21 protein-coding genes, 2 tRNA genes and 1 pseudogene are annotated in these 26,316 nt (G+C 68.3%); 7 read left to right on the top strand and 17 right to left on the bottom strand.

What is annotated here, in order from left to right:
• Window positions 1-11: 11 nt before the first annotated feature.
• The 7 genes from G4H71_RS09945 to G4H71_RS09975 all read left to right on the top strand — a co-directional run bounded on the left by G4H71_RS09945 (window position 12) and on the right by G4H71_RS09975 (window position 7,692).
• Window positions 12-806 carry an NADH-quinone oxidoreductase subunit J gene (locus tag G4H71_RS09945; protein ID WP_083343293.1) on the top strand — a complete coding sequence of 265 codons (795 nt, stop codon included), beginning with the start codon at window positions 12-14 and terminating at the stop codon, window positions 804-806.
• Window positions 803-1,102: an NADH-quinone oxidoreductase subunit NuoK gene (nuoK, locus tag G4H71_RS09950; protein ID WP_072739729.1), complete on the top strand. Its 300-nt coding sequence runs from the start codon at window positions 803-805 to the stop codon at window positions 1,100-1,102. The genes G4H71_RS09945 and nuoK overlap by 4 nt, the downstream gene beginning before the upstream one ends.
• A 1-nt stretch (window position 1,103) precedes the next feature.
• Window positions 1,104-2,993: an NADH-quinone oxidoreductase subunit L gene (nuoL, locus tag G4H71_RS09955; protein WP_072739728.1), complete on the top strand. Its 1,890-nt coding sequence runs from the start codon at window positions 1,104-1,106 to the stop codon at window positions 2,991-2,993.
• The gene (locus G4H71_RS09960) at window positions 2,990-4,585 is read left to right on the top strand and encodes an NADH-quinone oxidoreductase subunit M (RefSeq protein WP_174561885.1); all 1,596 of its coding nucleotides are present in this window, start codon (window positions 2,990-2,992) and stop codon (window positions 4,583-4,585) included. The genes nuoL and G4H71_RS09960 overlap by 4 nt, the downstream gene beginning before the upstream one ends.
• Window positions 4,586-4,629: 44 nt before the next feature.
• Window positions 4,630-6,123: an NADH-quinone oxidoreductase subunit NuoN gene (gene nuoN / locus G4H71_RS09965; RefSeq protein ID WP_246442980.1), complete on the top strand. Its 1,494-nt coding sequence runs from the start codon at window positions 4,630-4,632 to the stop codon at window positions 6,121-6,123.
• A gap of 119 nt (window positions 6,124-6,242) precedes the next feature.
• Window positions 6,243-6,980 carry a MerR family transcriptional regulator gene (locus G4H71_RS09970; protein WP_072739725.1) on the top strand — a complete coding sequence of 246 codons (738 nt, stop codon included), beginning with the start codon at window positions 6,243-6,245 and terminating at the stop codon, window positions 6,978-6,980.
• 43 nt (window positions 6,981-7,023) lie between these two features.
• Complete coding sequence (locus G4H71_RS09975; protein ID WP_072739724.1) at window positions 7,024-7,692, top strand: class I SAM-dependent methyltransferase; 669 nt, start codon at window positions 7,024-7,026, stop codon at window positions 7,690-7,692.
• Between the two features lie 103 nt (window positions 7,693-7,795).
• Here the strand turns inward: G4H71_RS09975 and G4H71_RS09980 are convergent, their stop codons facing one another.
• From G4H71_RS09980 to G4H71_RS10060, 17 genes and pseudogenes are all read right to left on the bottom strand, one after another.
• The gene (locus tag G4H71_RS09980) at window positions 7,796-9,694 is read right to left on the bottom strand and encodes a BCCT family transporter (RefSeq protein ID WP_246442313.1); all 1,899 of its coding nucleotides are present in this window, start codon (window positions 9,692-9,694) and stop codon (window positions 7,796-7,798) included.
• A gap of 179 nt (window positions 9,695-9,873) precedes the next feature.
• Window positions 9,874-10,239, bottom strand: a complete 366-nt coding sequence (locus tag G4H71_RS09985) for a hypothetical protein (RefSeq protein WP_072739723.1) — start codon at window positions 10,237-10,239, stop codon at window positions 9,874-9,876.
• Window positions 10,224-10,490, bottom strand: coding sequence for a hypothetical protein (locus G4H71_RS09990; RefSeq protein WP_246442299.1), 267 nt, complete (start codon window positions 10,488-10,490; stop codon window positions 10,224-10,226). Before G4H71_RS09990 ends, G4H71_RS09985 begins: the two co-directional genes overlap by 16 nt.
• Before the next feature lie 101 nt (window positions 10,491-10,591).
• Complete coding sequence (locus G4H71_RS09995; protein WP_072739722.1) at window positions 10,592-11,005, bottom strand: PaaI family thioesterase; 414 nt, start codon at window positions 11,003-11,005, stop codon at window positions 10,592-10,594.
• Window positions 11,006-11,206: 201 nt separating this feature from the next.
• A tRNA-Ala gene (locus G4H71_RS10000) sits at window positions 11,207-11,279 on the bottom strand.
• Between the two features lie 117 nt (window positions 11,280-11,396).
• Window positions 11,397-11,470, bottom strand: a tRNA-Ile gene (locus G4H71_RS10005).
• 109 nt (window positions 11,471-11,579) lie between these two features.
• The gene (locus G4H71_RS10010; protein ID WP_072739721.1) at window positions 11,580-12,875 is read right to left on the bottom strand and encodes a DUF3566 domain-containing protein; all 1,296 of its coding nucleotides are present in this window, start codon (window positions 12,873-12,875) and stop codon (window positions 11,580-11,582) included.
• Entirely contained in the window at window positions 12,876-15,389 is a 2,514-nt protein-coding gene (gene gyrA, locus G4H71_RS10015; protein ID WP_072739720.1) for a DNA gyrase subunit A, read from the bottom strand.
• Window positions 15,390-15,543: 154 nt separating this feature from the next.
• Window positions 15,544-16,395, bottom strand: coding sequence for an MHYT domain-containing protein (locus G4H71_RS10020; RefSeq protein WP_072739719.1), 852 nt, complete (start codon window positions 16,393-16,395; stop codon window positions 15,544-15,546).
• A gap of 8 nt (window positions 16,396-16,403) precedes the next feature.
• Complete coding sequence (locus G4H71_RS10025) at window positions 16,404-16,988, bottom strand: GTP-binding protein (protein ID WP_072739718.1); 585 nt, start codon at window positions 16,986-16,988, stop codon at window positions 16,404-16,406.
• Window positions 16,969-17,349, bottom strand: coding sequence for a DUF742 domain-containing protein (locus G4H71_RS10030; protein WP_072739717.1), 381 nt, complete (start codon window positions 17,347-17,349; stop codon window positions 16,969-16,971). Before G4H71_RS10030 ends, G4H71_RS10025 begins: the two co-directional genes overlap by 20 nt.
• An 8-nt stretch (window positions 17,350-17,357) precedes the next feature.
• The gene (locus G4H71_RS10035; RefSeq protein WP_072739716.1) at window positions 17,358-17,771 is read right to left on the bottom strand and encodes a roadblock/LC7 domain-containing protein; all 414 of its coding nucleotides are present in this window, start codon (window positions 17,769-17,771) and stop codon (window positions 17,358-17,360) included.
• Window positions 17,768-20,569, bottom strand: coding sequence for an ATP-binding protein (locus tag G4H71_RS10040; RefSeq protein WP_072739715.1), 2,802 nt, complete (start codon window positions 20,567-20,569; stop codon window positions 17,768-17,770). The genes G4H71_RS10035 and G4H71_RS10040 overlap by 4 nt, the downstream gene beginning before the upstream one ends.
• A 448-nt stretch (window positions 20,570-21,017) precedes the next feature.
• A pseudogene (gene gyrB, locus G4H71_RS10045) lies at window positions 21,018-23,064 on the bottom strand (DNA topoisomerase (ATP-hydrolyzing) subunit B).
• A 149-nt stretch (window positions 23,065-23,213) separates the two neighbouring features.
• The gene (locus G4H71_RS10050; RefSeq protein ID WP_072739755.1) at window positions 23,214-24,176 is read right to left on the bottom strand and encodes an alpha/beta fold hydrolase; all 963 of its coding nucleotides are present in this window, start codon (window positions 24,174-24,176) and stop codon (window positions 23,214-23,216) included.
• Between the two features lie 57 nt (window positions 24,177-24,233).
• The gene (locus tag G4H71_RS10055) at window positions 24,234-25,355 is read right to left on the bottom strand and encodes a PDR/VanB family oxidoreductase (RefSeq protein WP_072739713.1); all 1,122 of its coding nucleotides are present in this window, start codon (window positions 25,353-25,355) and stop codon (window positions 24,234-24,236) included.
• Window positions 25,352-26,251 (bottom strand): metal-dependent hydrolase, encoded by a 900-nt coding sequence (locus G4H71_RS10060; RefSeq protein WP_072739712.1) that lies wholly within the window; start codon window positions 26,249-26,251, stop codon window positions 25,352-25,354. Before G4H71_RS10060 ends, G4H71_RS10055 begins: the two co-directional genes overlap by 4 nt.
• Between the last annotated feature and the right edge of the window lie 65 nt (window positions 26,252-26,316).

Consider the following 26,316-nt stretch of genomic DNA (forward strand, 5'->3'; position numbering starts at 1 on the left):
CCACGACCCTGCTGACCGAACCGACCCTGCTCGCCGAACCGTTCACCCGCACCACCAGCGGTGAGGCCGTGCAGTTCTGGGTACTCGCGACCCTGGCCGTCCTCGGCGCCCTCGGCGTCGTGTGCGCGACGAAGGCCGTGTACTCGGCGCTGTTCCTCGCGATGACCATGATCATCCTCGCGGTGTTCTACATCGCCCAGGACGCACTGTTCCTCGGTGTCGTCCAGATCGTGGTCTACACGGGCGCGGTGATGATGCTGTTCCTGTTCGTCCTCATGCTCGTCGGCGTCGACTCGTCCGACTCGCTGGTGGAGACCCTGCGCGGGCAGCGGTGGGCCGCAGTGGTCGCGGGAATCGGCTTCGGTGCCCTGCTGATCGGCGGGCTGGGCCACGCCGGGGCCCGGGTGTTCACCGGCTTCGACGACGCCGAACGCGCGGCGAACGTCCAGGGTCTCGCCGAACTCATCTTCCTCCGCTACGTGTGGGCGTTCGAGCTCACCGGAGCACTGCTCATCACCGCGACGATCGGTGCGATGGTACTCGCGCACCGGGAACGGTTCGAGCGCCGCCAGACCCAGAAAGAGCTGTCCCAGGAACGTTTCCGTAAGGGGGATCGTGTCACGCCCTTGCCCAGCCCCGGTGTCTACGCCCGCCACAATGCCGTCGACCGCCCCGCACTGCTCCCGGACGGCTCCTTCTCGCACGAGTCGGTCAGCCGGGTGCTGCCGCGCCGTGAGCCACCGCTGGACCGCACCGTCGACCCCCGACCGGGCGACACGGCCCCGGACGAGGAGGGCCCCCGGTGAACCCCGCGAACTACCTGTTCCTGTCCGCCCTGCTCTTCACGATCGGGGCCGTCGGGGTCCTGGTGCGCCGCAACGCGATCGTGGTGTTCATGTGCATCGAGTTGATGCTCAACGCGACGAACCTGGCGTTCGTCACGTTCGCACGGATGCACGGCAACCTGCACGGACAGGTGTTCGCGTTCTTCACGATGGTGGTCGCCGCCGCCGAGGTCGTCGTCGGCCTGGCCATCATCATGACCATCTTCCGCGCCCGACGTTCGGCCTCGGTCGACGACGCGAACCTGCTCGAGTACTGACATGAGCGGGGGGATCTGGCTGCTGCCGGCGCTGCCACTGCTCGCTGCCGCCGTGCTGCTCCTCGGCGGCCGCCGCACCGACCGCTGGGGTCACCTGTTCGCCTCCGGTGCCGCCCTCGCGTCCTTCGCCGTCGGCATCGCGCTGTTCGTGGGCATGCTCGGTCGTCCCACCGGCGAGCGGGCGCTGCACGAGCGCCTGTTCAGTTGGGTTCCGGTCGAGAGCCTGCAGGTGGACTTCGGCCTGCAACTGGACCAGCTGTCGATGTGTTTCGTCCTGCTGATCACCGGGGTCGGCTCGCTCATCCACATCTACTCGATCGGGTACATGCGCGAGGACCCCGACCGGCGGCGGTTCTTCGCCTACCTCGAACTGTTCCTCGCGGCGATGCTGCTGCTCGTCCTCGCCGACAACTTCCTCGGCCTCTACGTCGGCTGGGAGGGCGTCGGACTCGCGTCCTACCTGCTCATCGGGTTCTGGCAGTACAAGCCGTCGGCGGCCGCGGCGGCGAAGAAGGCGTTCGTGGTCAACCGGGTCGGCGACATCGGTCTCGCCGTCGCGATGATGATCATGTTCGCGACGTTCGGGTCGGTGTCCTACGTGGACGTGTTCGCCGGTACCGGGGCCGCGGGGGAAGGTGTACTCACCGCACTGGGCCTGTTGCTGCTGCTCGCCGCCTGCGGCAAGTCGGCGCAGGTCCCGCTGCAGTCCTGGCTCGGGGACGCGATGGAGGGCCCCACCCCGGTGTCGGCGCTCATCCACGCCGCCACGATGGTCACCGCGGGCGTCTACCTGATCACCCGGGCGAACGCGATCTTCGACGCCGCGCCCGCCGCCCGCACGGCCGTCGTGATCGTGGGTGCCGTGACCCTGCTGTTCGGCGCGATCATCGGTTGCGCCAAGGACGACATCAAGAAGGCGCTGGCCGCCTCGACGATGAGCCAGATCGGCTACATGGTGCTGGCGGCGGGACTCGGCCCGCCCGGGTACGCGTTCGCCATCATGCACCTGCTCACGCACGGCTTCTTCAAGGCCGGCCTGTTCCTCGGTGCCGGTTCGGTGATGCACGCGATGGACGACGAGACGGACATGCGGCGGTACGGCGGGCTGCGTGCCCTCATGCCGATCACCTTCGTCACGTTCGGGCTCGGCTATCTCGCGATCATCGGGATCCCGCCGTTCGCCGGGTTCTTCTCGAAGGACAAGATCATCGAGGTCGCCTTCGGTGCCGGCGGCGTCCAGGGCGTCGTCCTCGGCGGTGCCGCGCTGCTCGGTGCCGGTGTCACCGCGTTCTACATGACCCGGGTGATGCTGCTGACGTTCTTCGGTTCCCGCCGGTGGCACACCGATCCGGCACCGCACCCACACGAGTCTCCCGGCGTCATGGTGTGGCCGATGATCCTGCTCGCCCTCGGCTCCGTCGCATCGGGAGCACTGCTGGCCTACGGTGGTGCGCTCGAGCACTGGCTCGCCCCCGTGGTCGGCGCCGAGCATCCCCACCTGCCGGTACCGATCTGGGTGATCACGGTGTCCACGCTCGCCGTCGTCCTGGTCGGCGTCGGTATCGCCTACCGGCAGTACGCCGGACGCGAGATCCCCCGCACCCCACCGGAGGACGTGTCCGCGCTCACCGTCGCCGCCCGCGCCGACCTCTACGGCGACGCCGTCAACGAGACGGTGTTCATGCGTCCCGGCCGGCAGCTGACCGAGTCGCTGGTCACGGTGGACGACCGGGGCATCGACGGCGGCGTCCGAGGCATCGGGGCCGCGGTGGCCTGGGCATCGACGCATCTGCGCCGGTTGCAGACCGGGTACGTCCGGACCTACGCGATGTACATGCTGGCGGGCACGGTGCTCGTGGTCGCCGCGGCAATGCTCGGGAGGGTGTGGTGACGAACTTTCCGTGGCTGACCGTCGCCTGGCTGCTGCCGCTCGTCGGCGCCGTCGTCGTCCTGCTGATCCCGGGCCGGGCGCCCGGGGCCGCCCGCGCGGTGGCGCTCGGCACCTCGCTGGCGGTCCTCGGAGTGTCCGTCGTCCTGGCCGTCCGGTTCGACCCGGCCGGTGCGCAATACCAGTACGTCGAATCCCACTCGTGGATACCGGCGTTCGGTGCCCGCTACGCCCTCGGACTCGACGGCATCGCGCTGGCCCTGATCCTGTTGACCACGGTGCTCGTGCCGTTGCTACTCATCGCCGCCTGGAACGACGTCGCCCCCACCGGCTCGCGCTCTGCCGACGCCGATGCACCGTCCCGGCGCGTGCACACGTACCTCGCGCTGTTCCTCCTCGTCGAGGCGATGGTCATCGTCTCGTTCACCGCCCTCGACATCCTGCTGTTCTACATCCTGTTCGAGGCCATGCTCGTCCCGATGTACTTCCTCATCGGCGGGTTCGGCGGCCCGGGTAGATCGGCGGCCGCCACCAAGTTCCTGCTGTACAACCTCGTCGGCGGGCTGGTCATGCTCGCCGCCGTGATCGGCCTGTACGTGGTGACCGCGGCCGGAGACGGCCCGTTCACGGCCGGCACCTTCGATCTCCGCGAGATCGTCGCCGCCGTCTCGTCCGGCGCCCTCGAGATCGACCCGGCCGTGGGCAAGGCCCTGTTCCTCGGCTTCATGTTCGCGTTCGCGGTGAAGGCACCGCTGTGGCCACTGCACACGTGGCTGCCGGGCGCGGCCACGTCGGCGACACCGGCGAGTGCCGTCCTGATGATGGCCGTGGTGGACAAGGTCGGCACGTTCGCGATGCTGCGGTACGCGCTGCAACTGTTCCCCGACGCCGCCGCGTACTTCACCCCGCTGATCCTCACCCTCGCCGTGATCAGCATCGTCTACGGCGCACTCGTCGCCATCGCGCAGACGGACGTCATGCGGCTCATCGCGTACACCTCGATCTCGCATTTCGGGTTCATCGTCCTCGGCATCTTCGCCATGACGTCGCAGGCCCAGGCCGGAGCCACGTTGTACATGGTCAACCACGGGATCTCCACGGCGGCACTGTTCCTCGTTGCCGGATTCCTCGTCTCCCGGCGCGGCACCCGGGCCATCGCCGACTACGGCGGGGTGCAGCGGGTGGCCCCGGTCCTCGCGGGCTCGTTCCTCGTCGCCGGTCTCGCGACGCTGTCACTGCCCGGCCTGGCCCCGTTCGTCAGCGAGTTCCTGGTGTTGATCGGGACGTTCACCCGCTACCCGGTGGCCGCCGTGCTCGCGAGCAGTGCGCTGGTGCTCGCCGCCGTCTACATCCTCTGGACGTATCAGCGGATGATGACCGGACCGGTCCGTGACGCGAACGCGCGGATACCCGATCTGGGGCGCCGGGAGCTGGTGGTCGTCGCCCCGCTGCTGGTGCTGTTGGTGGTGCTCGGCGTGTATCCGAAGCCCGCGCTCGACACCATCACCCCCGCGGTGACGCACACTCTCACCACGATCGATCGCCCCGACCCGGTCCCGGCCGTGGCGGAGCAGGACGGAGGCACGCACCGGTGAACACCCTGGATGCCCCGTCCATCGAATACGGCCAGCTGTCGCCGATGCTCATCGTGTTCGGTGTGGCCGTGGCCGGTGTGCTCGTGGAGGCCTTCGTGCCCCGGGGCGGCCGGTTCCCGACCCAGCTCGTCCTGACGATCGGCGGGCTGGTCGCCGCGTTCGGCGCGGTCCTGGCCCTGTCCGGAACCCGCGACACGGCTGTCGCCGGGTCCGTCGTCGTCGACGGGCCCACCCTGTTCCTCCAGGGCGCCATCCTGCTGTTGTCACTGCTGTCGGTGCTGCTCGTCGCGGGACGCACCTCCGGGCGGGTCAGCACCGCGGGAGCGTTCACGCCGCAGGCGGCCGCCATTCCCGGCACGGTCGCGGAGAAGGAGGCCACCCGCGCCGGGGTAGTGCAGACCGAGGTCTTCCCCCTGCTCATGTTCGCGGTGGGCGGGATGCTGCTGTTCCCGGCCTCGGGTGATCTGCTCACGATGTTCGTCGCCCTCGAGGTGCTGTCGCTGCCGCTGTACCTGCTGTGCGGATTGGCCCGCCGACGGCGACTGCTCTCCCAGGAGGCCGCACTCAAGTACTTCCTCCTCGGCGCCTTCTCGTCGGCGCTGTTCCTCTACGGCGTCGCCCTGCTGTACGGCTACGCGGGGACGGTGTCGCTCACCGGGATCGCCGACGCGATCGCGGCGGACGCCGGTGACGAGACGATGGTGCTCATCGGCATCGCACTGGTCACGGTGGGGCTGCTGTTCAAGGTCGGCGCCGTCCCGTTCCACTCCTGGGTCCCGGACGTCTACCAGGGTGCGCCCACCCCGATCACCGCGTTCATGGCGGCGACGACGAAGGTCGCCGCCTTCGGCGCCACCCTGCGCCTGTTCTATGTGGCCCTGCCCGAACTGGATTGGGACTGGCAGCCGGTGCTGTGGGCCGTCGCGATCGCCAGCATGCTGCTCGGCGCGATCCTCGCCGTCACCCAGACCGACGTCAAACGCATGCTCGCGTACTCGTCCGTGTCGCACGCCGGATTCATCCTCACCGGCCTGGTGGCCGCGGACGGCCCGGGCCTGTCGTCGACGCTGTTCTATCTCGCGACCTACGGTTTCACCGCACTCGGCGCGTTCGCCGTCGTCGGCCTCGTGCGCGGGCGGGACGGCGAATCGAACCACCTGGCCCGGTGGGCCGGGCTGGCTCGGCAATCACCCCTTGCCGCGGGCGTGTTCTCCCTGTTCCTGCTGTCGATGGCCGGGATCCCCCTCACGAGCGGATTCGTCGCGAAATTCGCAGTGTTCCAGGCAGCGGCGGGCGCGGGCGCGGGCCTGCTCGTCGTGGTCGGTGTCCTCGCCAGCGCGATCGCGGCGGTGTTCTACGTGCGGGTGATCGTGCTCATGTACTTCTCGCCGCCGCCGGACTCGCCGCCGGACGTCGTCCCCCCCGGCCCGTTCACCACGACCGTGCTCGCGACCTGCGCCGCGGTGACCGTGGTGTTCGGGATCGTGCCGCAACCGCTGCTGGACCTGGCGAACCAGGCGGCCGTCTTCCTGCACTGAGATTTCGCACTTGAACCTCACGTAGCGTCAGGTCTTAGCGTCGGCCGTGCCGGTCTCGACCGAGGTCGGCGAAGGTTACGTGATCGGGAGATTCGGACGGTTTGGACGGTTTGGACGGCATGGACGGCATAAAGGTGGGTGCGCTCGCGGAGCAGTCCGGTCTCACCGTGCGCACCCTGCACCACTACGACCAGGTGGGTCTGGTCAGCCCGTCCGCACGCACGTCGGCCGGCCACCGGCTGTACGTCGATGCGGATGTGGACCGGCTGTATCGGGTGGTGGTGCTGCGGCAGTTGGGACTGTCGATCCCCGTCGTCAAGGATCTGCTCGCCGGTTCGCTGACGCTGCGGGAAGTTCTGCACCGGCAGCGGGCCTACCTGACCCACCGGATCGGCGAACTGACCCGGCTCGAGACACGGGTCGCCGGTCTCCTCGCCGAGTCCGACGGACCCCGATCGACGGACCTTCTCGAGGTAGTGAGAAAGGTGACGACCATGGACGCCATGATGTCGAAGTACTTCGACGACAACCAGATGTCCCAACTCGACCGACGTCGGGCCGCGATCGGCGACGACGCGATCCGCAAGGTCGAGCAGGCCTGGCCGGGCCTGATCGCGCGAGTCGACGCCGCGGTGGCAGAAGGGCTCGATCCCGCGTCCGCACAGGCACGACAGCTGGCGGACGAGTGGGCCGGACTGCTCGAAGGGTTCCACGGCGGGGACGAGGGCCTGCGGGACTCACTGTTCCGGATGTACGAGGAGAACTCCGCGCAGATCGAGGAGCAGAGCGGCGGACCCTCGGCCGCGGCGCTACAGTTCATCACCGCCGTGGAGGAAGCGCGCGGCGACGAGAGCTGAGGGGCGCGCGGCGAGAACCGCGTGACGAGAACGAGGAGGGGCGATGTCGACGTTCGACGACGGGGTACGAGCCGCTGCGGCACCGTACTCGGAGTGGTTCCTGAAGGTGTACGACCTGTGGGTGGTGCACCTGTCGAACTCGTGGGCATGGCGGTGCCATCGCCGGAACTTCCTCGACCTCTACGCGGCGCACCTGGGCGCACGTCACCTCGAGGTCGGCCCGGGGTCGGGGTGGGCACTCGCCCACTCCGATCTCCCGGCCGGCACCGAGGTGACGTTGCTCGATCTCAACCCGAACTCCCTGGCGCACACCCGGCGCCGGATCGACGAGCGGGCAGCCGTGGCGACGATTCGCCACGACGTCTTCGCGGCACTGCCGGACGGCACCGGCCCGTTCGACTCTGTCGCGATCCACTACGTCCTGCACTGCCTCCCCGGCGCCTGGCCCACGAAGTCCGGGGCCTTGGCGAATCTCGCTGCGGCGCTGGACGAGAACGGAACGCTGTTCGGTTCCACCGTGCTGGGCGTGGGTCCGCGGCGTAATCCCTTCGCCTGGGCTCTCACCGAGGCCTACAACCGCGTCGGTGCGTTCCACAACCGGACCGACGACCTCCCCGGCCTCGAGGCGGCGCTGTCCGCGTCGTTCCACTCGGTGCAGGTGTGGGTCGTCGGCAACGTCGCCCTGTTCGTGGCGCGCGAACCCCGTCGGTGAACGACGCCTCGCACACAGGAATTGTCGTCGTCACAGAGGTTTCGGCTGTCTGAAGCCTCTGTGACGACGCCGAAACCTCTGTGATCACGCTGCGAGCAGACGCTCAGCTGCTCGGGCGCTCGTCCTCGCTCGGTGTCTCCGTCTGGGTGGATCCGTTGCCACTGCCCTCGGCCGACTGCTCGAACTCGGGAGTGTCGAAGACCTCCCCGCCCAGCGGGTCCTTCGGGTGGGCAGCATCGTCGACCGAGACCGACCCGGTGTCCGGATCGACACTGACCGAACGCTGCGGTAGATCGTGCACGGTGAGGACGACCGGTGCGTTGGCATTGTCGGTGACCGGTTCCTCGGGGACCGTCGTCGGCAGACCTGCCAGGGTCGCGGACATACCGCGGCCCACCGGCCTGCGGCGTGGCTGCGTACCCGCGACGACGGTGGCGGACTGTCCGGTCTCCCCGCCGCCGGTGCTGACGCGCACGTACCGCGGGGTGACCGCGAGGTCGTAGTGGAACGCCTTGAGCATCGAGAAACACGCCAGCACCATGATTACCGAGAACGGCACCGCCGTGGCTATCGACATCGTCTGGAGCGCCGTCAGCGATCCGCTGCCGCCGATGATCAGCAGGATCGCGGCGGCCACACCCTCGAGCACCGACCAGTACACCCTGGTCACCTTCGCGGTCTCGATCTTGCCGCCGGTGGCGAGCATGTCGATGACCAGCGAGCCCGAGTCCGACGAGGTGACGAAGAAGAAGATGATCACGATGATCGCCAGCACGCTCGTGGCCGTCGCGAGGGGGAATCCGTCGAGGAGTTGGAACAGCGACGTGTTCGTGTCCACGGCACCGGTCTCGTCGAGCATGTTCCCCTCCTCCCGCTGCCGCAGGATCGCCGAGTCACCGAACACCGTGAACCAGACGGTGCCCACGATGGTCGGGGCGAGGAGCACGCCGAACACGAACTGACGGATGGTGCGCCCGCGGGAGATTCGCGCGATGAACATGCCCACGAAGGGCGCCCAGCTCATCCACCAGCCCCAGTAGAAGATCGTCCACGCACCGGCCCAGCCGTCGTCGGAGAAGGGCGAGGTGCGGAGCATGAGCTCGGGAAGCGCCTGGACGTAGTTGCCGAGGTTCTGCACCCAGGACTGCACCAGGAACAGGGTGGATCCGAGGACCAGCACGAATCCCGCGAGAATGGCGGCCAGGGTCATGTTGATGTTCGACAGCCAGCGGAGGCCACGGCTGACGCCGGAGACCACGGAGTAGATCGCGAGCGCGGTGATCCCGGTGATGAGGAGGATGGTGATCCAGTTGTTCGTCTCGACCCAGCCCAGGAAGCTCAGGCCCGCGGAGATCTGCTGGATCCCGAAGCCGAGGGAGGTGGCGACACCGAACAGGGTGCCGACGATGGCGACGATGTCGATCGCGTTGCCGATCCAGCCCTCGATGCGCTGCCGACCCAGCAGCGGCTCGAGCAGCCACCGGACGGACAGCGGACGACCCTTACGGAACGTCATGTACGCGAGGCCGAGGCCCACCACGACGTAGATCGCCCAGGCGTGCAGGCCCCAGTGGTAGAGCGTGAGCTCCATCGACTGGTTCGCGGCCGCGTCGGTCGATCCGGCGACGCCGCCGGCCTCCGGCGGGGTGACGTAGTGCGAGAGCGGTTCGGCGACGCCGTAGAACACCAGGCCGATGCCCATCCCGGCGGAGAACAGCATCGCGAACCACGAGAGGACGCCGAACTCGGGTTCCTCGTCGTCACGGCCGAGCCGGATGGTGCCGACGCGGCTCAGCCCGCAGTACAGGGAGAACACCACGAATCCGGTGGCGGCGAAGATGTACCACCAGCCGACTCCGTCGGTGATGAGCTGGTTCAGCTCGTCGAAGGCGTCGGCCGCGGTGCCCGCGTACACAACCGAGAACGCGATGAGCCCGAAGATGATGGCCGATGACCACAGGAACACCGGTTTGTGCAGTTCGCGCCATGCGTTGCGGATCAAGTCGTCGTCACTCCTCGGTTGGCAGGTCGTTTGCCCGAGCGGTGTGATCAACAGTCCCAGTCGTTCGCGTGCAGGGACGTGTCACCACTCCGGCACGATCTCCGACCGTAGTGCAGTGCCGACGAATCGGGGCAACTGACCCGATTTCGTGACCATCTCGTCAGGTGGAGAGGTGGCCGTCACCTGTCGGCGCATGCGGCGAGACGCGGCGGAACTGCCGGGGCAGCCTGCGCTTCCGGTGCGGCGTCCGGCTCCGGCGTCTCGGCGTCCTCGACCGGTGGGCGTGCTCGCCGGGACTCGCGGACCGCCTGCACGATGGCCGTGATCCCGACGAGGAGGACCGCGCCGGCCACGATCGGGACGACGGCGCCGATCGGCTTGTCGGTGGTGAAGACGTGGGCGCCGAGGAGGACGGCCGCGGCAACGGAAGCGAGGCCGGCCACCTCCACGGCCACCTCGCGAGCGGCCGGCCACACGAACGAGGTGGCCGTCGCCAGTACCGCGACGACCGCCGCGACGACCGCGTACGTCAGCTGGGTGGACATGATTCGACGGTGTCCGCGAACACCAGGCGCCCGTCGTCGAGGGCGACGGCGAATCGCTTCGGTCGGGCCCAGCTACGCCCCAGCTCGGCATCGGCTTCGGTCATGTCGTTCTGGTAGTCGGCGACGAGTTCTCCCTTCTCCGTCGCCGTCTCGTCCGTGTTGTCGGAACTCTTCACGGCCACGAGGACCCGGTCGCCCGGCGCGACCCCACTGTCCTCACGGACCACCGATTCGTCCTTCATGCGCGCCATCCTGACACGACAGCTAACTGTCAGCATCCGGCATCTCGTCAAAAGTGACAGGAAGCACTCGTTCGCGGGACTTATTACCCTAGGCACGGGCCCATGCGGCGTCACCGGAAGATGCGGCTGGTGACCTGCCCGGTGGCGACGAGCCGCCCTGCGGCATCCTCGACCCGCACCTCGGTGAGCGTGGACGAGCGGGTCCGGTGCACGACGGTGCCCACCGCGGCGAGGTCGGTGCCGGCGGGGGCCAGGTAGTTCACCGTGAGATTGACGGTGGCGCCGCCGGACGCGCCGTCCTCGGGTGACACTCCGGACGCCGACGCCGCGGCACCGGCGGTGTCGACGAGTGTCGCGACGACACCGCCGTGGAGCACACCGGGAGTGGTCGTCTGCTCGTCCGAGAAGGGCATCCCGAGAGTGACCCGATCGAGGGCCGACGACCGCACGGTGATCCCGAGGGCCCGCGCGGCGGGGGCCTGCAGAACCACGTTCTCGATCCAGTGCTGTGCGAGAGAGTGCATGGAGACTCCTGATGCTCGGAAGGCGGCGCCGGTCGCCGTCTCCCTCGAGCGTTGTCCCCTTCCTCCGCGACGTCGATGACGTCACAGGTCAAGCACCTGGCTTCAGCGCGTGCACCGACGTCCTCACTGCCCCGGACACAGAACTGCCTCGGACGCAGAACTGCCCCACCATCGGGTGGGGCAGTCGAGGATCTGAACTTGTGGAGCCTAGGAGATTCGAACTCCTGACATCTGCCTTGCAAAGGCAGCGCTCTACCAACTGAGCTAAGGCCCCGTCACCTCGTGCCATTGCGGATCCCGGCGCAGCACCCTCGCTACACCGAAGGCCACCAGAACTCCCACCGCGGTGATCAGCAGGAACTTCATCGTGACCTCTCTCCGGCACCAGGAGTGGGCCTAGGAGGACTTGAACCTCCGACCTCTTCGTTATCAGCGAAGCGCTCTAACCGCCTGAGCTATAGGCCCCTGAGTACTGGAAACGGGCAGAAAAATGATTGCCCGAACCGAGTGGGAAGATTACCGCACCGGGCCCGCGGATACCAAAACGGGCCCGGTGCAGCGTGATCTTCGCAGGTCAGTCGCGATCGGCGAGAGTGATCTCGAGACCGCCGACCAGGTCTGCGCACAGGTTGTAGATGAACGAGCCGATGGTCGCGAGGGCCGTGAACAGCACCATGTTGATCAGGCCGATCACCGCCGAGTAGCCGAACACCTGACCGGCCGTGACCAACCCCTCGGTGCCGCCGTCCGCGACGATGTCGGTGAACGCGTTGTTCAAGCGTTCCCACACACCCATGCCGTCGAGGACGACGTACAGGAGCCCGACCGCCACCATCCACACGAAGAACAGCGACACCGAGATGACCGACGAGATCTTGAGCATCGACCACGGATCGATCCGGCGCAGCTGCACCGCTGCCCGCAGCGACTCACCCTCGGCGATCCGCTGCGGCGCCACCGCGACGGCCGCCTTCGCCGGGGCCGGAGCCGCCGCCGGAGTGGGATGCTTGGCCTCGGACAGATCCGGCATATCCGTCGGCAGGGACTTGCGGCTGATGTGCCGTGTCGGCCCGTCGATGGCTTCGGTCTTCGCCTTGGCCGCCTCCCGCGCCCCGGGAGCGGCGGTGCCGGTCACCACAGGCTTCGCCTGCTGCGGAGCCTGACCCTTGGCGCCCTGCGGCGCCGCGGGCCCCTTCGGCTGCTGCCCCTGCTGACCGTTGGCCGGCTGACCCGGGCGCTTGAGGTTGGTCTGCGGCTCACGCTGCACCCCGCGCTGCCACGGCGGCTGCGGTGTGCCACGATCCGCCGCCGGCTTGCCCGGTGCCCCCTGGACTCCCCGGGCAGACGCGGCGGGTGCCGCCTCCGTGGGAGCGTCCGGCTTCGGTGTGCTCGCCTCGGCCGGGGCCGACGCCGCGGGACGCGGCGGCGGGCTCTGCTGCGCGGGCTTGTCCGCAGCCGAGGGCTTGGGACCCGGAGCCGGGGCCTGCTTACCCGGGGCCCCCGGGGCGGCGGGCTTCTGCCCTGGAGCCGGGGTCTGGGCGGGCCGCGTCGCCGACGGATCGGCACTCTCCGGAGCGCCTCCCTGAGGCCGCGCGGCGGGCGGGCGACCACGGTCGGGCGCCGTCGTGGGCGGCTTGGGCGGCCCCGCCGGACCCGGTCGCCCGCCCTGCGGAGGTTGCCCCTTGGGGTTCGCGTTCCCGGCGGATCCCTGCTGCGCCGGCCCCTGCTGAGGTTTCGGCGGCGGCCCGGGCCGGCTCCCCTGCTGGGGAGCCGGAGCCCCGTTCCCCTGGGCCGGAGCCTTCTGGGGCGGCGTCGAACTCGCAGAACCGTTGGTCTGCTTGTCACTGCCGGGCTGGTGGGGAGTGCTCACTTAGGACTCCTTAGCTCCTGGTGCGGCGCCGTCGGCGGGCTCTTCGGGTTCGTCGGCATTGCGCGCGATCGCAAGCAGCGTTGCACCCTCGCCCAGGTTCATCAAGCGAACGCCCTTCGTCTGCCGCCCGGCCCGACGCACCTGCTTGGCACCGGTCCGGATCACTCCACCACCCGAGGTGATCGCGTACAACTCGTCGTCGTCGTCGACGATGAGAGCTCCGACCAGGGTGCCACGTTTCGGGTCGTACTGGATGGTGAGCACGCCCTTTCCGCCACGTCCCTGGGCGGCGTAATCCTCGATCGGTGTGCGCTTGGCATACCCGCCCGACGTCGCGACCAGCAGGTACGTGCCTTCCCGGACGACGTTGAGGGACAGCAGCAGATCGTCCTCGTTGAACCGCATGCCCTGCACCCCGGACGTGGCGCGCCCCATCGGCCGCAGCACGTCGTCGGTGGCCGAGAACCGGATCGACTGGCCCTTCGCCGAGACCAACAGCAGATCGTCGTCCGACGAGCACAGGACGGCGCCGACCAGCTCGTCCTCGCCGCGCAGGTTGATCGCGACGATGCCGCCGGAGCGGTTCGAGTCGAAGTCGGTGAGCTTGGACTTCTTCACCAGGCCGTTGCGGGTGGCGAGCACCAGGTACGGCGCGTCCTCGTACGTCTTGATCCGGATGACGCTCTGGATCCGCTCGTCCGGCTGGAAGGCGAGCAGGTTCGCCACGTGCTGGCCGCGCGCGGTACGGCTGGCCTCGGGCAGCTCGTAGGCCTTGGCCCGGTAGACGCGGCCCTTGGTGGTGAAGAACAGCAGCCAGTCGTGCGTCGAGGTGACGAAGAAGTGCTTGACGATGTCGTCCTGCTTGAGGTCGGCACCCTTGACGCCCTTGCCGCCACGCTTCTGCGACCGGTACAGATCGGTCTTGGTGCGCTTGGCGTACCCGGTCTCGGTGATCGTGACGACCACGTCCTCGCGGGCGATGAGGTCCTCGTCGCTGACGTCGCCGTCCGCGGCGATGATGCGGGTGCGGCGGTCGTCGCCGTACTTCTCCACGATTTCGGCGAGCTCGTCCCGGACGATCTGCCGCTGCCGCTCTGGCTTGGCGAGAATGTCCTGGTAGTCCGCGATCTGACGTTCGATCTCGGCCAGGTCGTCGACGATCTTCTGCCGCTCCAGTGCCGCGAGCCGGCGCAGCTGCATGTCGAGAATGGCCTGCGCCTGGATCTCGTCGACCTCGAGCAGCTCCATCAGGCCGGTGCGGGCCACGTCCACCGTTGCCGACGCCCGGATCAGGGCGATGACCTCGTCGAGCGCATCGAGCGCCTTGACCAGTCCGCGCAGGATGTGGGCGCGCTCCTCCGCCTTGCGGAGCAGGTACTCGGTGCGCCTGCGGATGACCTCGATCTGATGGTTGACGTACAACCGGATCATCTGGTCGAGGCGCAGCGTGCGCGGAACGCCGTCGACGATCGACAGCATGTTGGCACCGAAGCTGGTCTGCAGCTGCGTGTGCTTGTAGAGGTTGTTGAGCACCACCTTCGCGATCGCGTCACGCTTGACGGTGACGACGATCCGCATACCCGCGCGGTCCGAGGACTCGTCGTGGATGTCGGAGATGCCGCCGATCTTGCCGTCGCGCACCTGCTCCGCGATCGAGGTGATGAGGTTGTCCGGGTTCACCTGGTACGGCAGCTCGGTGACGACGATCGTGGTGCGCCCCTTGGCGTCTTCCTCGATCTCCACGACGCCACGCATCCGGACGGAACCGCGCCCGGTGGTGTACGCGTCCTGGATGCCCTGGCCGCCGACGATCAACCCGTGCGTCGGGAAGTCGGGGCCCTTCACCCGCTCCATGACGGCGGCGAGGGTGCTCTCCTCGTCGGCCTCATAGTTCTCCAGCGCCCAGTAGGTGGCCTCGGCGACCTCACGGAGATTGTGCGGCGGAATGTTCGTCGCCATACCGACCGCGATACCGCCGGAACCATTGATCAACAGGTTGGGGATACGGCTGGGGAGAACTGTCGGCTCGAGGGTACGGCCGTCGTAGTTCGGCTGGAAATCGACTGTCTCGTGGTCGATGTCGCGCAGCATCTCCATCGCGAGCGGCGTGAGGCGGCACTCGGTATACCGCATCGCGGCCGCGCCGTCGTTGCCCCGTGACCCGAAGTTGCCCTGCCCGTCCACGAGTGGGTACCGCATCGACCACGGCTGGGCCAGACGCACCAGGGTGTCGTAGATGGAGGAGTCGCCGTGCGGGTGGTAATTACCCATCGTCTCGGCGACGGCGCGAGCGGACTTGACGTAGCCGCGATCCGGCCGGAACCCGTTGTCGTACATCGCGTACAGCACCCGGCGGTGCACCGGCTTGAGGCCGTCCCGCACGTCGGGGAGCGCGCGGCCCACGATCACGCTCATCGCGTAATCGATGTAGCTGCTCTGCATCTCCTGCTGAATGTCCACGGGCTCGACGCGATCGTGCCCCGGCCCCTCCGGCGGCAACGTGGTGTCAGTCATGAGCTCCTTCTTCTCCTCGGCTTGACGGCCTCGCGCGGACTACTCGTCCGGGAGGACATCGCGCAACCACCCGAGTCTATAGGTGCAGGTCAGCAGAGAGCGCAAAGGACGCGGGGATACCCGTCACGGACCCGCCACGATCCACGAACCCGGCCTACGCGCCGGCCTTCTCGAGCTGACGCGACTCGGCCGCGAGCTGGTCCGCCTCGGACTCGAGCTCGGCGGACACCCGGTCCGGCGCCATCAGCAGAGCGGTGATCGGGATGGTCATGACCAGCACCGACAGCACGAACACCGGCAGCGCGATCCCGAACATCTCGACACCTTCGGGCACGGCCACTGCCGGATCCACCTCGGCGTCTATACCGAAGATCCCGAAGTAGTACACGCCGGCCAGGCCCACCGCGATACCCACCGAGGCGTACAAGCGGCGGCCCCGGGTGTCGAGGAAGCTGGCCGCGGTCACCGTGCCCACCGCGACCACGGCGGCCAGCACTGCCGCCACCACGGTCATCGGTACGAGGAAGACGATCTCGCCCTGGATCCGGATCGAGCTCACCACGGCGACATGCATCGCGCCCAGCGTCACGAACAACAGCAACGCCGACGGAATCAACCGGCCCCACTGCGGAGACGTCGACGGCTTCTGGTGACGGGTACGGGTCGGTGCGATCACCACGAACGCCAGACCGGAGCCGATCACCGCGATCGCCGCGGCCGCCAGCAGCCAGACCAGGTCGAAGCGGATGCGGCTGCCGTCCACCTCCAGCCCGACCAGCGCCACACAGTAGGGCAGCCAGGCGGCGACGCCACCGAACGAGACCGCCGACCAGGCCAGCCACGTGACCCGGGTCCGCCCGGACAGCGTGTTCGCCGCCTTGTTCACGCCCGCGACCGCCACGGCGGCGCCGAGAAGAGACGTCCCCGCGGCGAGCGCGACGACCCAGACGCCCATCGTGAAGTAGTCGATGTGCGCGGAGAAGAACGTGAACTGGTCGGAGAACATGCTGATCCTCAGTAGACGGTCGACTGCAGCTTGGACAACGCGTACTCGGTGACGGTGACCAACGCACCCTTCGCCGACTCACGGTCCCGGGCATCGATGGGGATGATCGGGACATCCGGCGAGATGGCCAGCGCGGCCCGGATGTCCTCGGACGGGTAGCGGGGCGCACCGTCGAACTCGTTGATCGCCACGATGAACGGCAACCTGCGGGCCTCGAAGAAGTCGACGGCCGCGAAACACTCGTCGAGTCGCCGGGTGTCGATGAGCACGACGGCGCCGATGGCACCGCGGATCAGGTCGTCCCACATGAACCAGAACCGGTGCTGCCCCGGGGTGCCGAAGAGGTACAGGACCAGGTCCTCCGCCAGCGAGATGCGACCGAAGTCCATCGCGACGGTGGTGGTCTCCTTGTCCGGCGTCGCCGACAGGTTGTCGACGCCGTCGCTGGCGTTGGTGACCAGTGCCTCGGTGCGCAACGGGACGATTTCGGACACGGCGCCGACCATCGTGGTCTTTCCCACTCCGAATCCGCCGGCGATGACGATCTTCGCCGACGTGACGCGCTTCCCGGGATCAGATTTGACGAAGTCCACTGAGGACCCTTTCGATCAGTTCACGACGCTCGGAATCCGTGGAGTCTTCCTTGAGCGTCGCGAGAATCTGCAGGTGACCTGCCTCGACGAGATCGGCGACCAACACGCGTGCGACGCCGAGCGGCATCGAGATACGGGCTGCGATCTCGGCCACCGAGGGCGAGTGCTGACACAGCGCGACGATCGCGGCGTTCACGTCGTCGAGCTCCCACTGCCGGTCCTCGGACTGGGGCAGCGCCTGGATCAGTGCCTCGAGCGCGAGCTCGACGGCAGGCCGGGTACGCCCCGACGTCAGGGAGTAGGGCCGCACGATGCTCGGGCCCGAGTCCCCCGGACCCGCGTAGTCGTCGTCTGCGCTCATGACGGTCGTCAGGATCCTTGCGGAGCGCGGGCCGTGGCCTGCACGGACGCACCGACACGATCGACGAGAATGGCCATCTCGTAGCCGACCTGGCCGATGTCGCATTCGGCGTCGGTCAGTGTCGCGAGGTAGGAGCCGTCACCGACGCTCATCAGAAGCAGGTAGCCGTACTGCATCTCGACGACCGACTGCAGCACCCCGCCGCCCTCGAAGAGCCGGGAGACGCCGGCGGACAGGCTCGCCAGACCCGAGGTCACGGCCGCGAGCTGCTCGGCACGGTCCAGCGGCAGGTGCGCGCTGGCGGCCATGAGCAGGCCGTCCGCGGACACCAGGACCGCATGGGACACCCCCGCCACGTCGGTGACGAAGTTGGAGACCAGCCAGTCGAGCGGGCGCGTCTCGGAACCGGGCGCTGGATTCATCGTTCTCCTTCGGTACTGGGGGTGTCGGTGTGCGTGCGGGCGCGGCCGCTGCGGACACCCCGCTGGTGGCTGCTCAGCTTCGCCCGGATTGTTTCAGGGTCGCGCACCCGACGCAGCGTCCCGGTCTGTGCTCCTTCGACGGTCCCCGGGAGCAGTCGTTCTCCCGGCCGGCGTTTCGGCAGGCCCAGATCGGGATCGATCTCTGCGGGCGTGGACCGCACCCGTTCGACGGCGGACCAGCCGGCGTCGGCGGGCGATTCCCAGGTGGTCGGCGGCGGGCCGTCGTTCTTGGTGGGATCGCGCAGCCACTCGGAGACCATCTGGTCGAAGATCGGCGTCCCCGTGTCCTCGAGGGGATCGGGCCGACGCGGAGGCTGCTGCTGAGCCGGTTGCTCGGTGCGGGCCCGGAAGAACGACGCCGTCTTGGCCGGATCCCGGTACCGGTGCCGTTGCACGGTCGGCACCTGGTCCTGCTCGAGCGCTCCGGCCTCGTCACCGAGGGACAGGCTGCTGCCGTCGACGACCGGATCCAGCCCGGCGGGCTCCGGACGCGGCTCACCGGCACGCGGCGGACGGGGCGGGGTGACCGCACCACGGGCGGGCGGAGTTTCCGGTTCCCGCGCCGGTGTGGGTGCCGACGGCACACCGGTGTCCCCGGTGATCCCGCTCGCTCCCGGCGTGCGGCGTGGCAACGCCGAACCCGGCGGCGAGGCCGTGGGTGCCGAGTCGTGGCCGTTGCGTTCCGGCAGCGGAGGCTGCGCGGCCGGTGCGGTCGCGCTCTCCCGACGCGAGGGCAGCGCGGGGCGCTCCTCGCTGCGGGTGGTGTCCCGCGGCGGCAGTGCCGGCCGCTCGGGGGCGGCCACGACGGCCTGCTGACCGGTGTCGAACCGGTTGCTGTGGGCGACGATCAGGGACGTCGGCAGGTGGATGCTCACGGTGACGCCGGGGTTGCGGGCGGTGTCGAAGGTCGGGCGCATCCGCACCGTCAGACCGTGCCGCTGAGCCAGCCGGCTGACCACGAACAGGCCCATGTGACGTGCCGTCTCGGGGCCGACCTCACCACCGGAAGCCAGGCGCTCGTTGATCTCGGTGAGCTCGTCGGTCGGGACACCGATGCCGCGGTCGGCGATCTCGAGCAGCACGCCGCCGTCGACGGCGCGGGCGAAGCCGAAGGTCACCGGCGAGCCGGGCGGCGAGGCACGCAGCGCGTTGTCGACGAGTTCGGCGAGCAGGTGGACCACGTCCGTGGCGACCGAGCCACTGAGCGCGCCCTCCGGAGTGGCACCGACCTGCACACGCTGGTAGTCCTCCACCTCGGAGATCGCGGCGCGCAGGACGTCGCCGAGGGGAACGGCGGCGGACTGGTTGCGGCGCACCCGGGTACCGGCGAGGACGAGGAGGTTCTCGCCGTTCCGGCGCATACGCGCCGCCAGGTGGTCGAGGCGGAAGAGGCTCTCGAGCCGCTTCGGGTCCTTCTCCTCGAACTCGAGCTTCTCGATGAGACCGAGCTGCTGGTCCACCAGCGACTTGCTGCGCCGGGCCAGGGTCTCGAACATGTCGCTGATCTGCAGGCGCAGCTGCGCCTGCTCGCCGGCGAGCTTGAGGGCCTGTCCGTGCATGTCGTCCACCGCCCGGGCCAGCTGCCCGATCTCTTCGGTGGAGTCGACGGGCACCGGATCGAACGACAGGTCGCGGGGATCGTCACTGGACTTGATCTTCTCGATCGCCTGCGGCAGATCGCGGCGGGCCGCCTTGAGCGCCCCGTAGCGGAGCTTGCGGATGGGCCCGACGAGGGACCGCGACACCAGCAGCGCCAGGATCAACGCCGCGAGCAGGGTTCCCATGACGACCGCGGTGTCACGGAGTGCGGCGGAGCGGGCGTCCGCCGCCTTCGTCGTGACGGTGTCGGCGATGTCGGCCGCCGCCGCGGAGGTGAGGTCCTGGTAGATGTCCTTGCTCGAGATGAGCGACCCGCGGATCTGCAGCACCGGCAGCAGTCCGCCCTGCGCCGCGTCCGCGACGCCGTCGTCGATGAGCCGGTTACGGGTGGTGATCTGCTCGTGTAGTGACGCGAGCTGTGTGTCGTCCTCGGGATAGAAGCGGCCGAGGAGATCGAGCAGGCCGGACTCGGAACCCGCGGAGAACACGATGTCGTTCATCGGGATGTTTCCGGCGCGAGCCAGTGCGCGACCCTCGGCGGTGGAGTAGAGGTTCATCAGGTCGACCATCGCCATCGCCTGGTCGAACAGGCGGCGCTGCGCCTGCCAGGACGTCATGAGCTGGAAGCTCTTGTCGATGACCTCGGGGTCCTCGACCGGGGCCAGGATCAGCTCGGCGGAATCGATGAAGTCCTCGGCGAGAGCGCGCTGCCGGTCGCCGATCACGCTCGGCGGGACTCCCCCGGAATCCATCAGGTCGAGCAGCGAACGGGTGTCGGCGACGGACTTGTTGATCGAGGCGGCGACGTCCCGGTCGAGTTCCGGGTTGCGGGCGCCCTCGGACACCTGCTCGAGAAGTTCCTCGACGGTCTGGCGGTCCTCGGCGAGGGCCGTGCCGGAGGCGACACCACCGGAGAGCGTACCCATCGCGGCTTCGAGCGCCACCATGTCGGGAATACCGCTGACCTGGTTGGCCGCCGAGGTGTACTGAACCGCACCGCTGAGTTCGGCCTCGACGCGCAGTCCACCGAGGATCATGGCGACCGTCACCGGGACGGCAAGCACCGCGGTGACCTTCCACCGCAGGCCCCAGCCTTCGATATCCCAGAACTTCGCCCGGGGTGGCGAATGCTCGTCCATCCCACGCTCCCCTTCCACACGTCGTTGTCCACCAGCCGATGCGCGCCGCGTACTGCTACGCGACCCACACCGGGAGTTGCACCCCCCGACGGAGCCGATCCCGGTGTTCTCGATGGTGCGCCACGAAACTACCCGCACCAACGACGCTGCCGAATACTGTGATCGGTCCACATCCTCGTCAAACGAGAGTTGTAGCACACCTCGAGACCAAACCGTTACTTACGGGTAACTACCGCCTCACCAGCCGCAAAACTGTTCAGCCGACACAATGCACTCCCCTGCAGTCGGAAAACAACCTCCGAACCTGTCGCCGGACGTTCTCGGCGGCTACTCACCGATCCGCCCTCGACATCCCTCCGCCGATGTCACCGGTGTATGCGCCGTACCCGGCGAGCACGAGTGCGGCGCACCCGTTCCGGGTGCACCGCACTCTCGTCGGCGAACCGCACTACACGTCCAGGAAGCGGACATCCTTCGCGTTACGGGTGATGAAGCTGCGCCGTGCCTCGACGTCCTCGCCCATCAGGACGCTGAACAGCTCGTCCGCCGCCGCGGCATCGTCGAGCGTGACCTGCCGCAGCACGCGGACACTCGGATCCATGGTGGTTTCCCACAGTTCCTTCGCGTTCATCTCGCCGAGACCCTTGTAGCGCTGGATGCCGTCGTCCTTGTTGATCTTCTTACCGGCGGCGAGGCCCGCCTCGAGCAGACCGTCCCGCTCCCGATCGGAGTAGGCGAAATCCGGCTCGGATCCGCGCTGCCACTTGAGCTTGTACAGCGGCGGCTGCGCGAGGTAGACGTGCCCGTGTTCGATCAGCGGACGCATGAAGCGGAACAGCAGCGTCATCAACAGGGTCGAGATGTGCTGACCGTCGACGTCGGCGTCGGCCATGAGGACGATCTTGTGGTACCGGAGCTTCGCGATGTCGAACTCGTCGTGGATGCCCGTACCGAACGCCGTGATGATCGACTGGACCTCGTTGTTCTTGAGGACGCGGTCGATGCGAGCCTTCTCGACGTTGATGATCTTGCCGCGCAGCGGCAGGATCGCCTGGTACATCGAATCGCGACCGGACTTGGCCGAACCGCCTGCGGAATCGCCCTCCACGATGTAGATCTCGGACTTGCTCGGGTCGTTGGACCGGCAGTCGGCGAGCTTGCCCGGCAGCCCGCCGAGGTCTGTCGCGCTCTTGCGGCGAACCAGCTCGCGCGCCTTGCGGGCGGCGGTGCGTGCCTGAGCCGACGACACCGCCTTGTTCACGATGGTCTTCGCGTCGGCCGGGTTGGACTCGAACCAGTGCGCCAGGTGCTCGCCGGACGCCTTCTGCACGAACGACTTGACCTCGGTGTTGCCCAGCTTGGTCTTGGTCTGGCCCTCGAACTGCGGCTCGCCGACCTTCACCGAGATGATCGCGGCGAGACCCTCACGGATGTCGTCACCGGTGAGCTCGGCGTCCTTCTCCTTGACCAGCTTCTTCTCCTTCGCGTACCGCTTGACGACGTTGGTCAGCGCGGAACGGAAGCCTTCCTCGTGCGTACCACCCTCGTGGGTGTTGATGGTGTTCGCGAACGTGTGCACCGACTCCGAGTATCCGGAGTTCCACTGCATCGCGACCTCGAGCTCGTGCCCGGTGCCCTTCGCGGTGAATGCAACCACCGAGTTGTGGATCGGCTGCTTGGTGCGGTTGATGTGGCGCACGTAGTCCTCGAGTCCACCCGGGTAGTGGTAGACGCGGTTCTTGATCTTCGGCGTGGCCGCGGGGGACTCCGGCTCGCCGCCACCCTCCTCGGCGGACTTGGGAGCGTCCGCGACCTGGCTGACCACCTCTTCGGTGACCTCGGTGTCGGTGACGCGCTCGTCGCTGAGACGAATGGTGAGGCCCTTGTTGAGGAACGCCATCTCCTGCAGCCGGCGGGCCACCGTCTCGAAGCTGTACTGGGTGGTTTCGAACACCTCGGGATCCGCCCAGAAGCGGACGATGGTGCCCGTCTCCTCGGTCGGCTCGCCCTGGATCAGCTCACCGGGCTCGGAGTTCAGGTACGTCTGGGTCCAGTGGTAGCCGTCGCGCTTGATCTCCACCTGGAGTTTCGTCGACAGCGCGTTGACCACGGAGATGCCGACGCCGTGCAGACCACCGGACACCGCGTACGAATCCGAATCGAACTTGCCGCCCGCGTGCAGCTGGGTGAGCACGACCTCGACGGTCGGAACGCCCGACGCATGCATCCCGACCGGGATGCCGCGACCGTCGTCGACGACCTCGACACCGCCGTCGGACAGCAGCGTCACCCCCCACCTCGGAGGCGTGCCCGGCCATGGCCTCGTCGACGGAGTTGTCGACGACCTCCCAGATCAGGTGGTGAAGACCGCGTTCGCCGGTGGAGCCGATGTACATACCCGGTCGCTTGCGGACGGCTTCGAGCCCCTCCAGCACGGTGATGGACGAAGCGCCGTAGCCCTTCTCGGTGCTCTTGTCTGACTTCTGGGCAGCCACGGGTGGGTAGCTCTCCTTCTCCGTCCATCCCCGACACAACCGGGGACCGGACCCACGAAGAGGCCCCGCACACCGGATCGGGAGTATTGCCGCTAGTTACCTGACCATCTTACTGGTAGGTCAAACTTCGCAGGCGTCTACGACACCCCTCATTGGCCCGCAGACGGCTTTTCTCGGACGTCTGCGGGTGGGACCTCGCCCGCAGACCCCTTCGTGGAGCGCCGTGCGATCACCTCGTCGACGAATGCGCCGGTCGCCCGCGCCACCTCTCCGGGGTGGGAGAACGGCGACCAGTGTCCGGAGTCGATCGTGGTTCGCCGCAGGTCGGAGACCCACCGCTCGGAATCCTCGTACCCGACCGGACGCACCGCCTTGTCCCTCCGGTTCAGCAGCAACTGCACCGGCACCTGCGTGTACCGCTCCCTCGGCCGGAACAGGTGTCTGCGGATGTTCGCGCGGTACAGCTTCAGCCCGTGCACCATGTCGTCCGCGAGGGTGGGCGCAGTGTGCACGGTCCCGGGGTCGAGCCCGTCGAAGAACTTCAGGAACGCGGGCCAGTGCTTCGAGAACCACAACCGCAGCGGGAGCGTCGCGAGTCCGGGCACCTGGAAGACCACGGTGTATGCGGACGCCACGGCCTGCGCCAGGGGACCACCGGGGCTGCGGTCACGCAGTCGCCGGCGAACCCAGCTCCCCAGATGGTCCAGATTGGGCCCGGACACGGAGGTGAACGAGGCGATCCGATCCCGCGCCCCCGGCTCGCACACCGCCTCCCACGTCTCCACCGAGCCCCAGTCGTGCGCGAGCACGTGCACCGGTTCGTCCGGGCTGACGCCGTCGATCACCGCGAACAGGTCCGCCGCCATCTCGGCCAGCCGGTAGCTCGCCACATCCGCGGGGACCGTGCTCTGCCCGGCGCCGCGACTGTCGTAACTGATCACTCGGAAGCGATCGGCGAGGTGCGGGATCACGTGCTGCCAGAGTTCGTGCGTGTCCGGCCACCCGTGCACCAACAGCAGCGGGGGGCCGTCGGCTCGACCGTGCTCGAACACCGCGAGTTCCACCGGACCCCGCTGCACCCGGCGTACGGCACCGATATTGGTCGCGCCCATCGTCATCCTCACGTTCTGTAGAAAGATCTGTCCTGCAGTGGATTACCCGCCGAGCACCTACACGTCGAGGACGAGACGCCCTCCGGTGCTGCGCGACACGCACAGGAGCATCTCGCTCTCCTGTTCCTCGGTGGTGAGGCGTCGCTCCCGGTGCTCCGGTTCCCCGGCGAGTACCCGGACCCGGCAGGTCCCGCAGAAACCCTGCTGACAGGAATAGGCGATCTCGGGTTTGCGCTCGCGGACGACGGACAGCGCGGACTCGTCGGCAGGAACGGTCAGCACCTCTCCGGTGCTGACCAGTTGCACCTCGAACTCGGAGCCGTCGACGACCGGCGGCGCCCCGAATCGTTCGAAATGCAATGACCGGGAGCCGGTTCCGGCGAACCCGCCACGTACCGCGTCGAGCATGGGAGTGGGACCACAACAATAGATGGCACCGCCGACCGGGGCGCGGTCGAGGAGCTCGGCTGCGGTGGGCAACCCGTACTCGTCGTCGGGACGAACGAAAACCCTGTCGGCTTCGAAGGTCTCGATCTCCTCGAGAAACGGCATGGATTCCCGGGAACGTCCCGAGTAGACGAACTGCCAGTCCATCCCGCGCGCCCGCGCCGCACGCACCATCGCGAGGATCGGCGTGATGCCGATCCCCCCGGCGACGAAGAGTGCACTCCCACGTCCGACGAACGGAAATCCGTTGCGCGGTCCCCGGACCGTCACCGTCGTCCCGATCTCGAGCGCGTGCATCTCCAGGGATCCACCGCCACCGCCTCGAACCGCCCGCACCGCGACGCTGTAGGCAGTGGTGTCCCGCGGATCACCGCACAGCGAGTACTGGCGCCGGCGACCCGACGGGAGGTGGAAGTCCAGGTGTTCGCCCGCCTGCCAGTCCGGCAGGTCCCCGCCGCCCGCCGCGGTGAACCGCAACCGCACCACGTTCTCGTCGGCCGCGACGACCTCGCGACCGGTGAGCGTGAGGGTCAGTGCGCTGTCCGGGTTGTGACCGGCGACCACCGGGTCGTACTCGTAGGCTCCGAGCACCTTGAAGTACGCCTGCGCCACACTCTGGGTGACCCGCATGGCGCGATCGGCGCGGGATCGGCCGCGCAGATCGCGCGGCGCCTCGTACCGGCCGATCTCCGCCCCGGTGAGACTGGCCCGGATGTCGCGCAGCTTGCTCATCGGGCCGCCGCCCGGGCCGCAGGGGACGAGGCCAGGTATTCCACCGCCTGCGCCGTCGATCCCTCGTTGCGCGGGTCGTAGGAACGGGTGAAGTAGGCCGACATCCGCTTGACCAGGTCCGGCGCCGTGGGAAGCGTGCCTCTCCTGCCCGCGGCGAAGAAGTCGGACCAGTGCGGCTTGCGGCGGTGGGGAGACCAGGCCGCCAGTTCCGGATCGTTGCGCATGAGGAACCGGGTGCCACGCACCCACAGCCAGACAATGGCCGGGGTGACGACGAGCTGGGTGCGAATGCGTCGCGACTCCCGCTTGTCGAAGTAGCGCATCACGTCGTAGGCGACGGCCCGGTGCTCGACTTCCTCGGCGCCGTGCCAGCGCAGCAGATCGAGCATCGTCGGATGCATCTCGGCGCGGTCGAGGCCGTCCGCGTTGAGGACCCAGTCCCCGAGGAACGCCGTGATGTGCTCGATCGCGGCGATGAGGGCGAGCCGCTCGACGAGGTGGTTGCGCGCCCGCATCCCGGTCAGTGGCCTGGGTCCGAGGAGCTTGCCGAACGCCCAGTGCATCTGGTCGGTGAACGGGGTCGGGTCGAGTCCGTTCGCCTTCAAGTGCTCGAGTACGCCCGAATGCGCGTTCGCGTGCATGGCCTCCTGGCCGATGAAGCCGATGACGTCCTCGCGCAGCTTCTCGTCCTCGATGAGGGGAAGTGCTTCCTTGAACGTCTCGACGAACCACTCTTCACCGGCCGGAAGCAGCATGTGCAGGACGTTGAAGACATGGGTACCGAACGGATCACCGGGCATCCAGTGCATCGGCAACGTCGACCAGTCGAACTCGACGTCACGTGCCTGCAGCACGATGTGATCCGGCTCCGTGTGCTCTGTGACGGCTGACGACATCGGACTACTCCCTCACCGTGCGGTTTCCTCGCGGCGAACACCACCGGGACCGGTGATGTAGTTCA

The sequence above is a fragment of the Rhodococcus triatomae genome (assembly GCF_014217785.1).
Lineage (GTDB): Bacteria > Actinomycetota > Actinomycetes > Mycobacteriales > Mycobacteriaceae > Rhodococcus_F > Rhodococcus_F triatomae.

Excerpts from the sequence above, each read along its gene's own strand:
- nuoL (WP_072739728.1), top strand. The coding sequence starts at position 1,104 with ATGAGCGGGGGGATCTGGCTGCTGCCGGCGCTGCCACTGCTCGCTGCC.
- nuoN (WP_246442980.1), top strand. The coding sequence starts at position 4,630 with ATGCTCATCGTGTTCGGTGTGGCCGTGGCCGGTGTGCTCGTGGAGGCC.
- G4H71_RS09970 (WP_072739725.1), top strand. The coding sequence starts at position 6,243 with ATGGACGGCATAAAGGTGGGTGCGCTCGCGGAGCAGTCCGGTCTCACC.
- G4H71_RS09975 (WP_072739724.1), top strand. The coding sequence starts at position 7,024 with ATGTCGACGTTCGACGACGGGGTACGAGCCGCTGCGGCACCGTACTCG.
- G4H71_RS09985 (WP_072739723.1), bottom strand. The coding sequence starts at position 10,239 with ATGTCCACCCAGCTGACGTACGCGGTCGTCGCGGCGGTCGTCGCGGTA.
- G4H71_RS09990 (WP_246442299.1), bottom strand. The coding sequence starts at position 10,490 with ATGGCGCGCATGAAGGACGAATCGGTGGTCCGTGAGGACAGTGGGGTC.
- G4H71_RS09995 (WP_072739722.1), bottom strand. The coding sequence starts at position 11,005 with ATGCACTCTCTCGCACAGCACTGGATCGAGAACGTGGTTCTGCAGGCC.
- gyrA (WP_072739720.1), bottom strand. The coding sequence starts at position 15,389 with ATGACTGACACCACGTTGCCGCCGGAGGGGCCGGGGCACGATCGCGTC.
- G4H71_RS10020 (WP_072739719.1), bottom strand. The coding sequence starts at position 16,395 with ATGTTCTCCGACCAGTTCACGTTCTTCTCCGCGCACATCGACTACTTC.
- G4H71_RS10030 (WP_072739717.1), bottom strand. The coding sequence starts at position 17,349 with ATGAGCGCAGACGACGACTACGCGGGTCCGGGGGACTCGGGCCCGAGC.
- G4H71_RS10035 (WP_072739716.1), bottom strand. The coding sequence starts at position 17,771 with ATGAATCCAGCGCCCGGTTCCGAGACGCGCCCGCTCGACTGGCTGGTC.
- G4H71_RS10040 (WP_072739715.1), bottom strand. The coding sequence starts at position 20,569 with ATGGACGAGCATTCGCCACCCCGGGCGAAGTTCTGGGATATCGAAGGC.
- G4H71_RS10050 (WP_072739755.1), bottom strand. The coding sequence starts at position 24,176 with ATGGGCGCGACCAATATCGGTGCCGTACGCCGGGTGCAGCGGGGTCCG.
- G4H71_RS10055 (WP_072739713.1), bottom strand. The coding sequence starts at position 25,355 with ATGAGCAAGCTGCGCGACATCCGGGCCAGTCTCACCGGGGCGGAGATC.
- G4H71_RS10060 (WP_072739712.1), bottom strand. The coding sequence starts at position 26,251 with ATGTCGTCAGCCGTCACAGAGCACACGGAGCCGGATCACATCGTGCTG.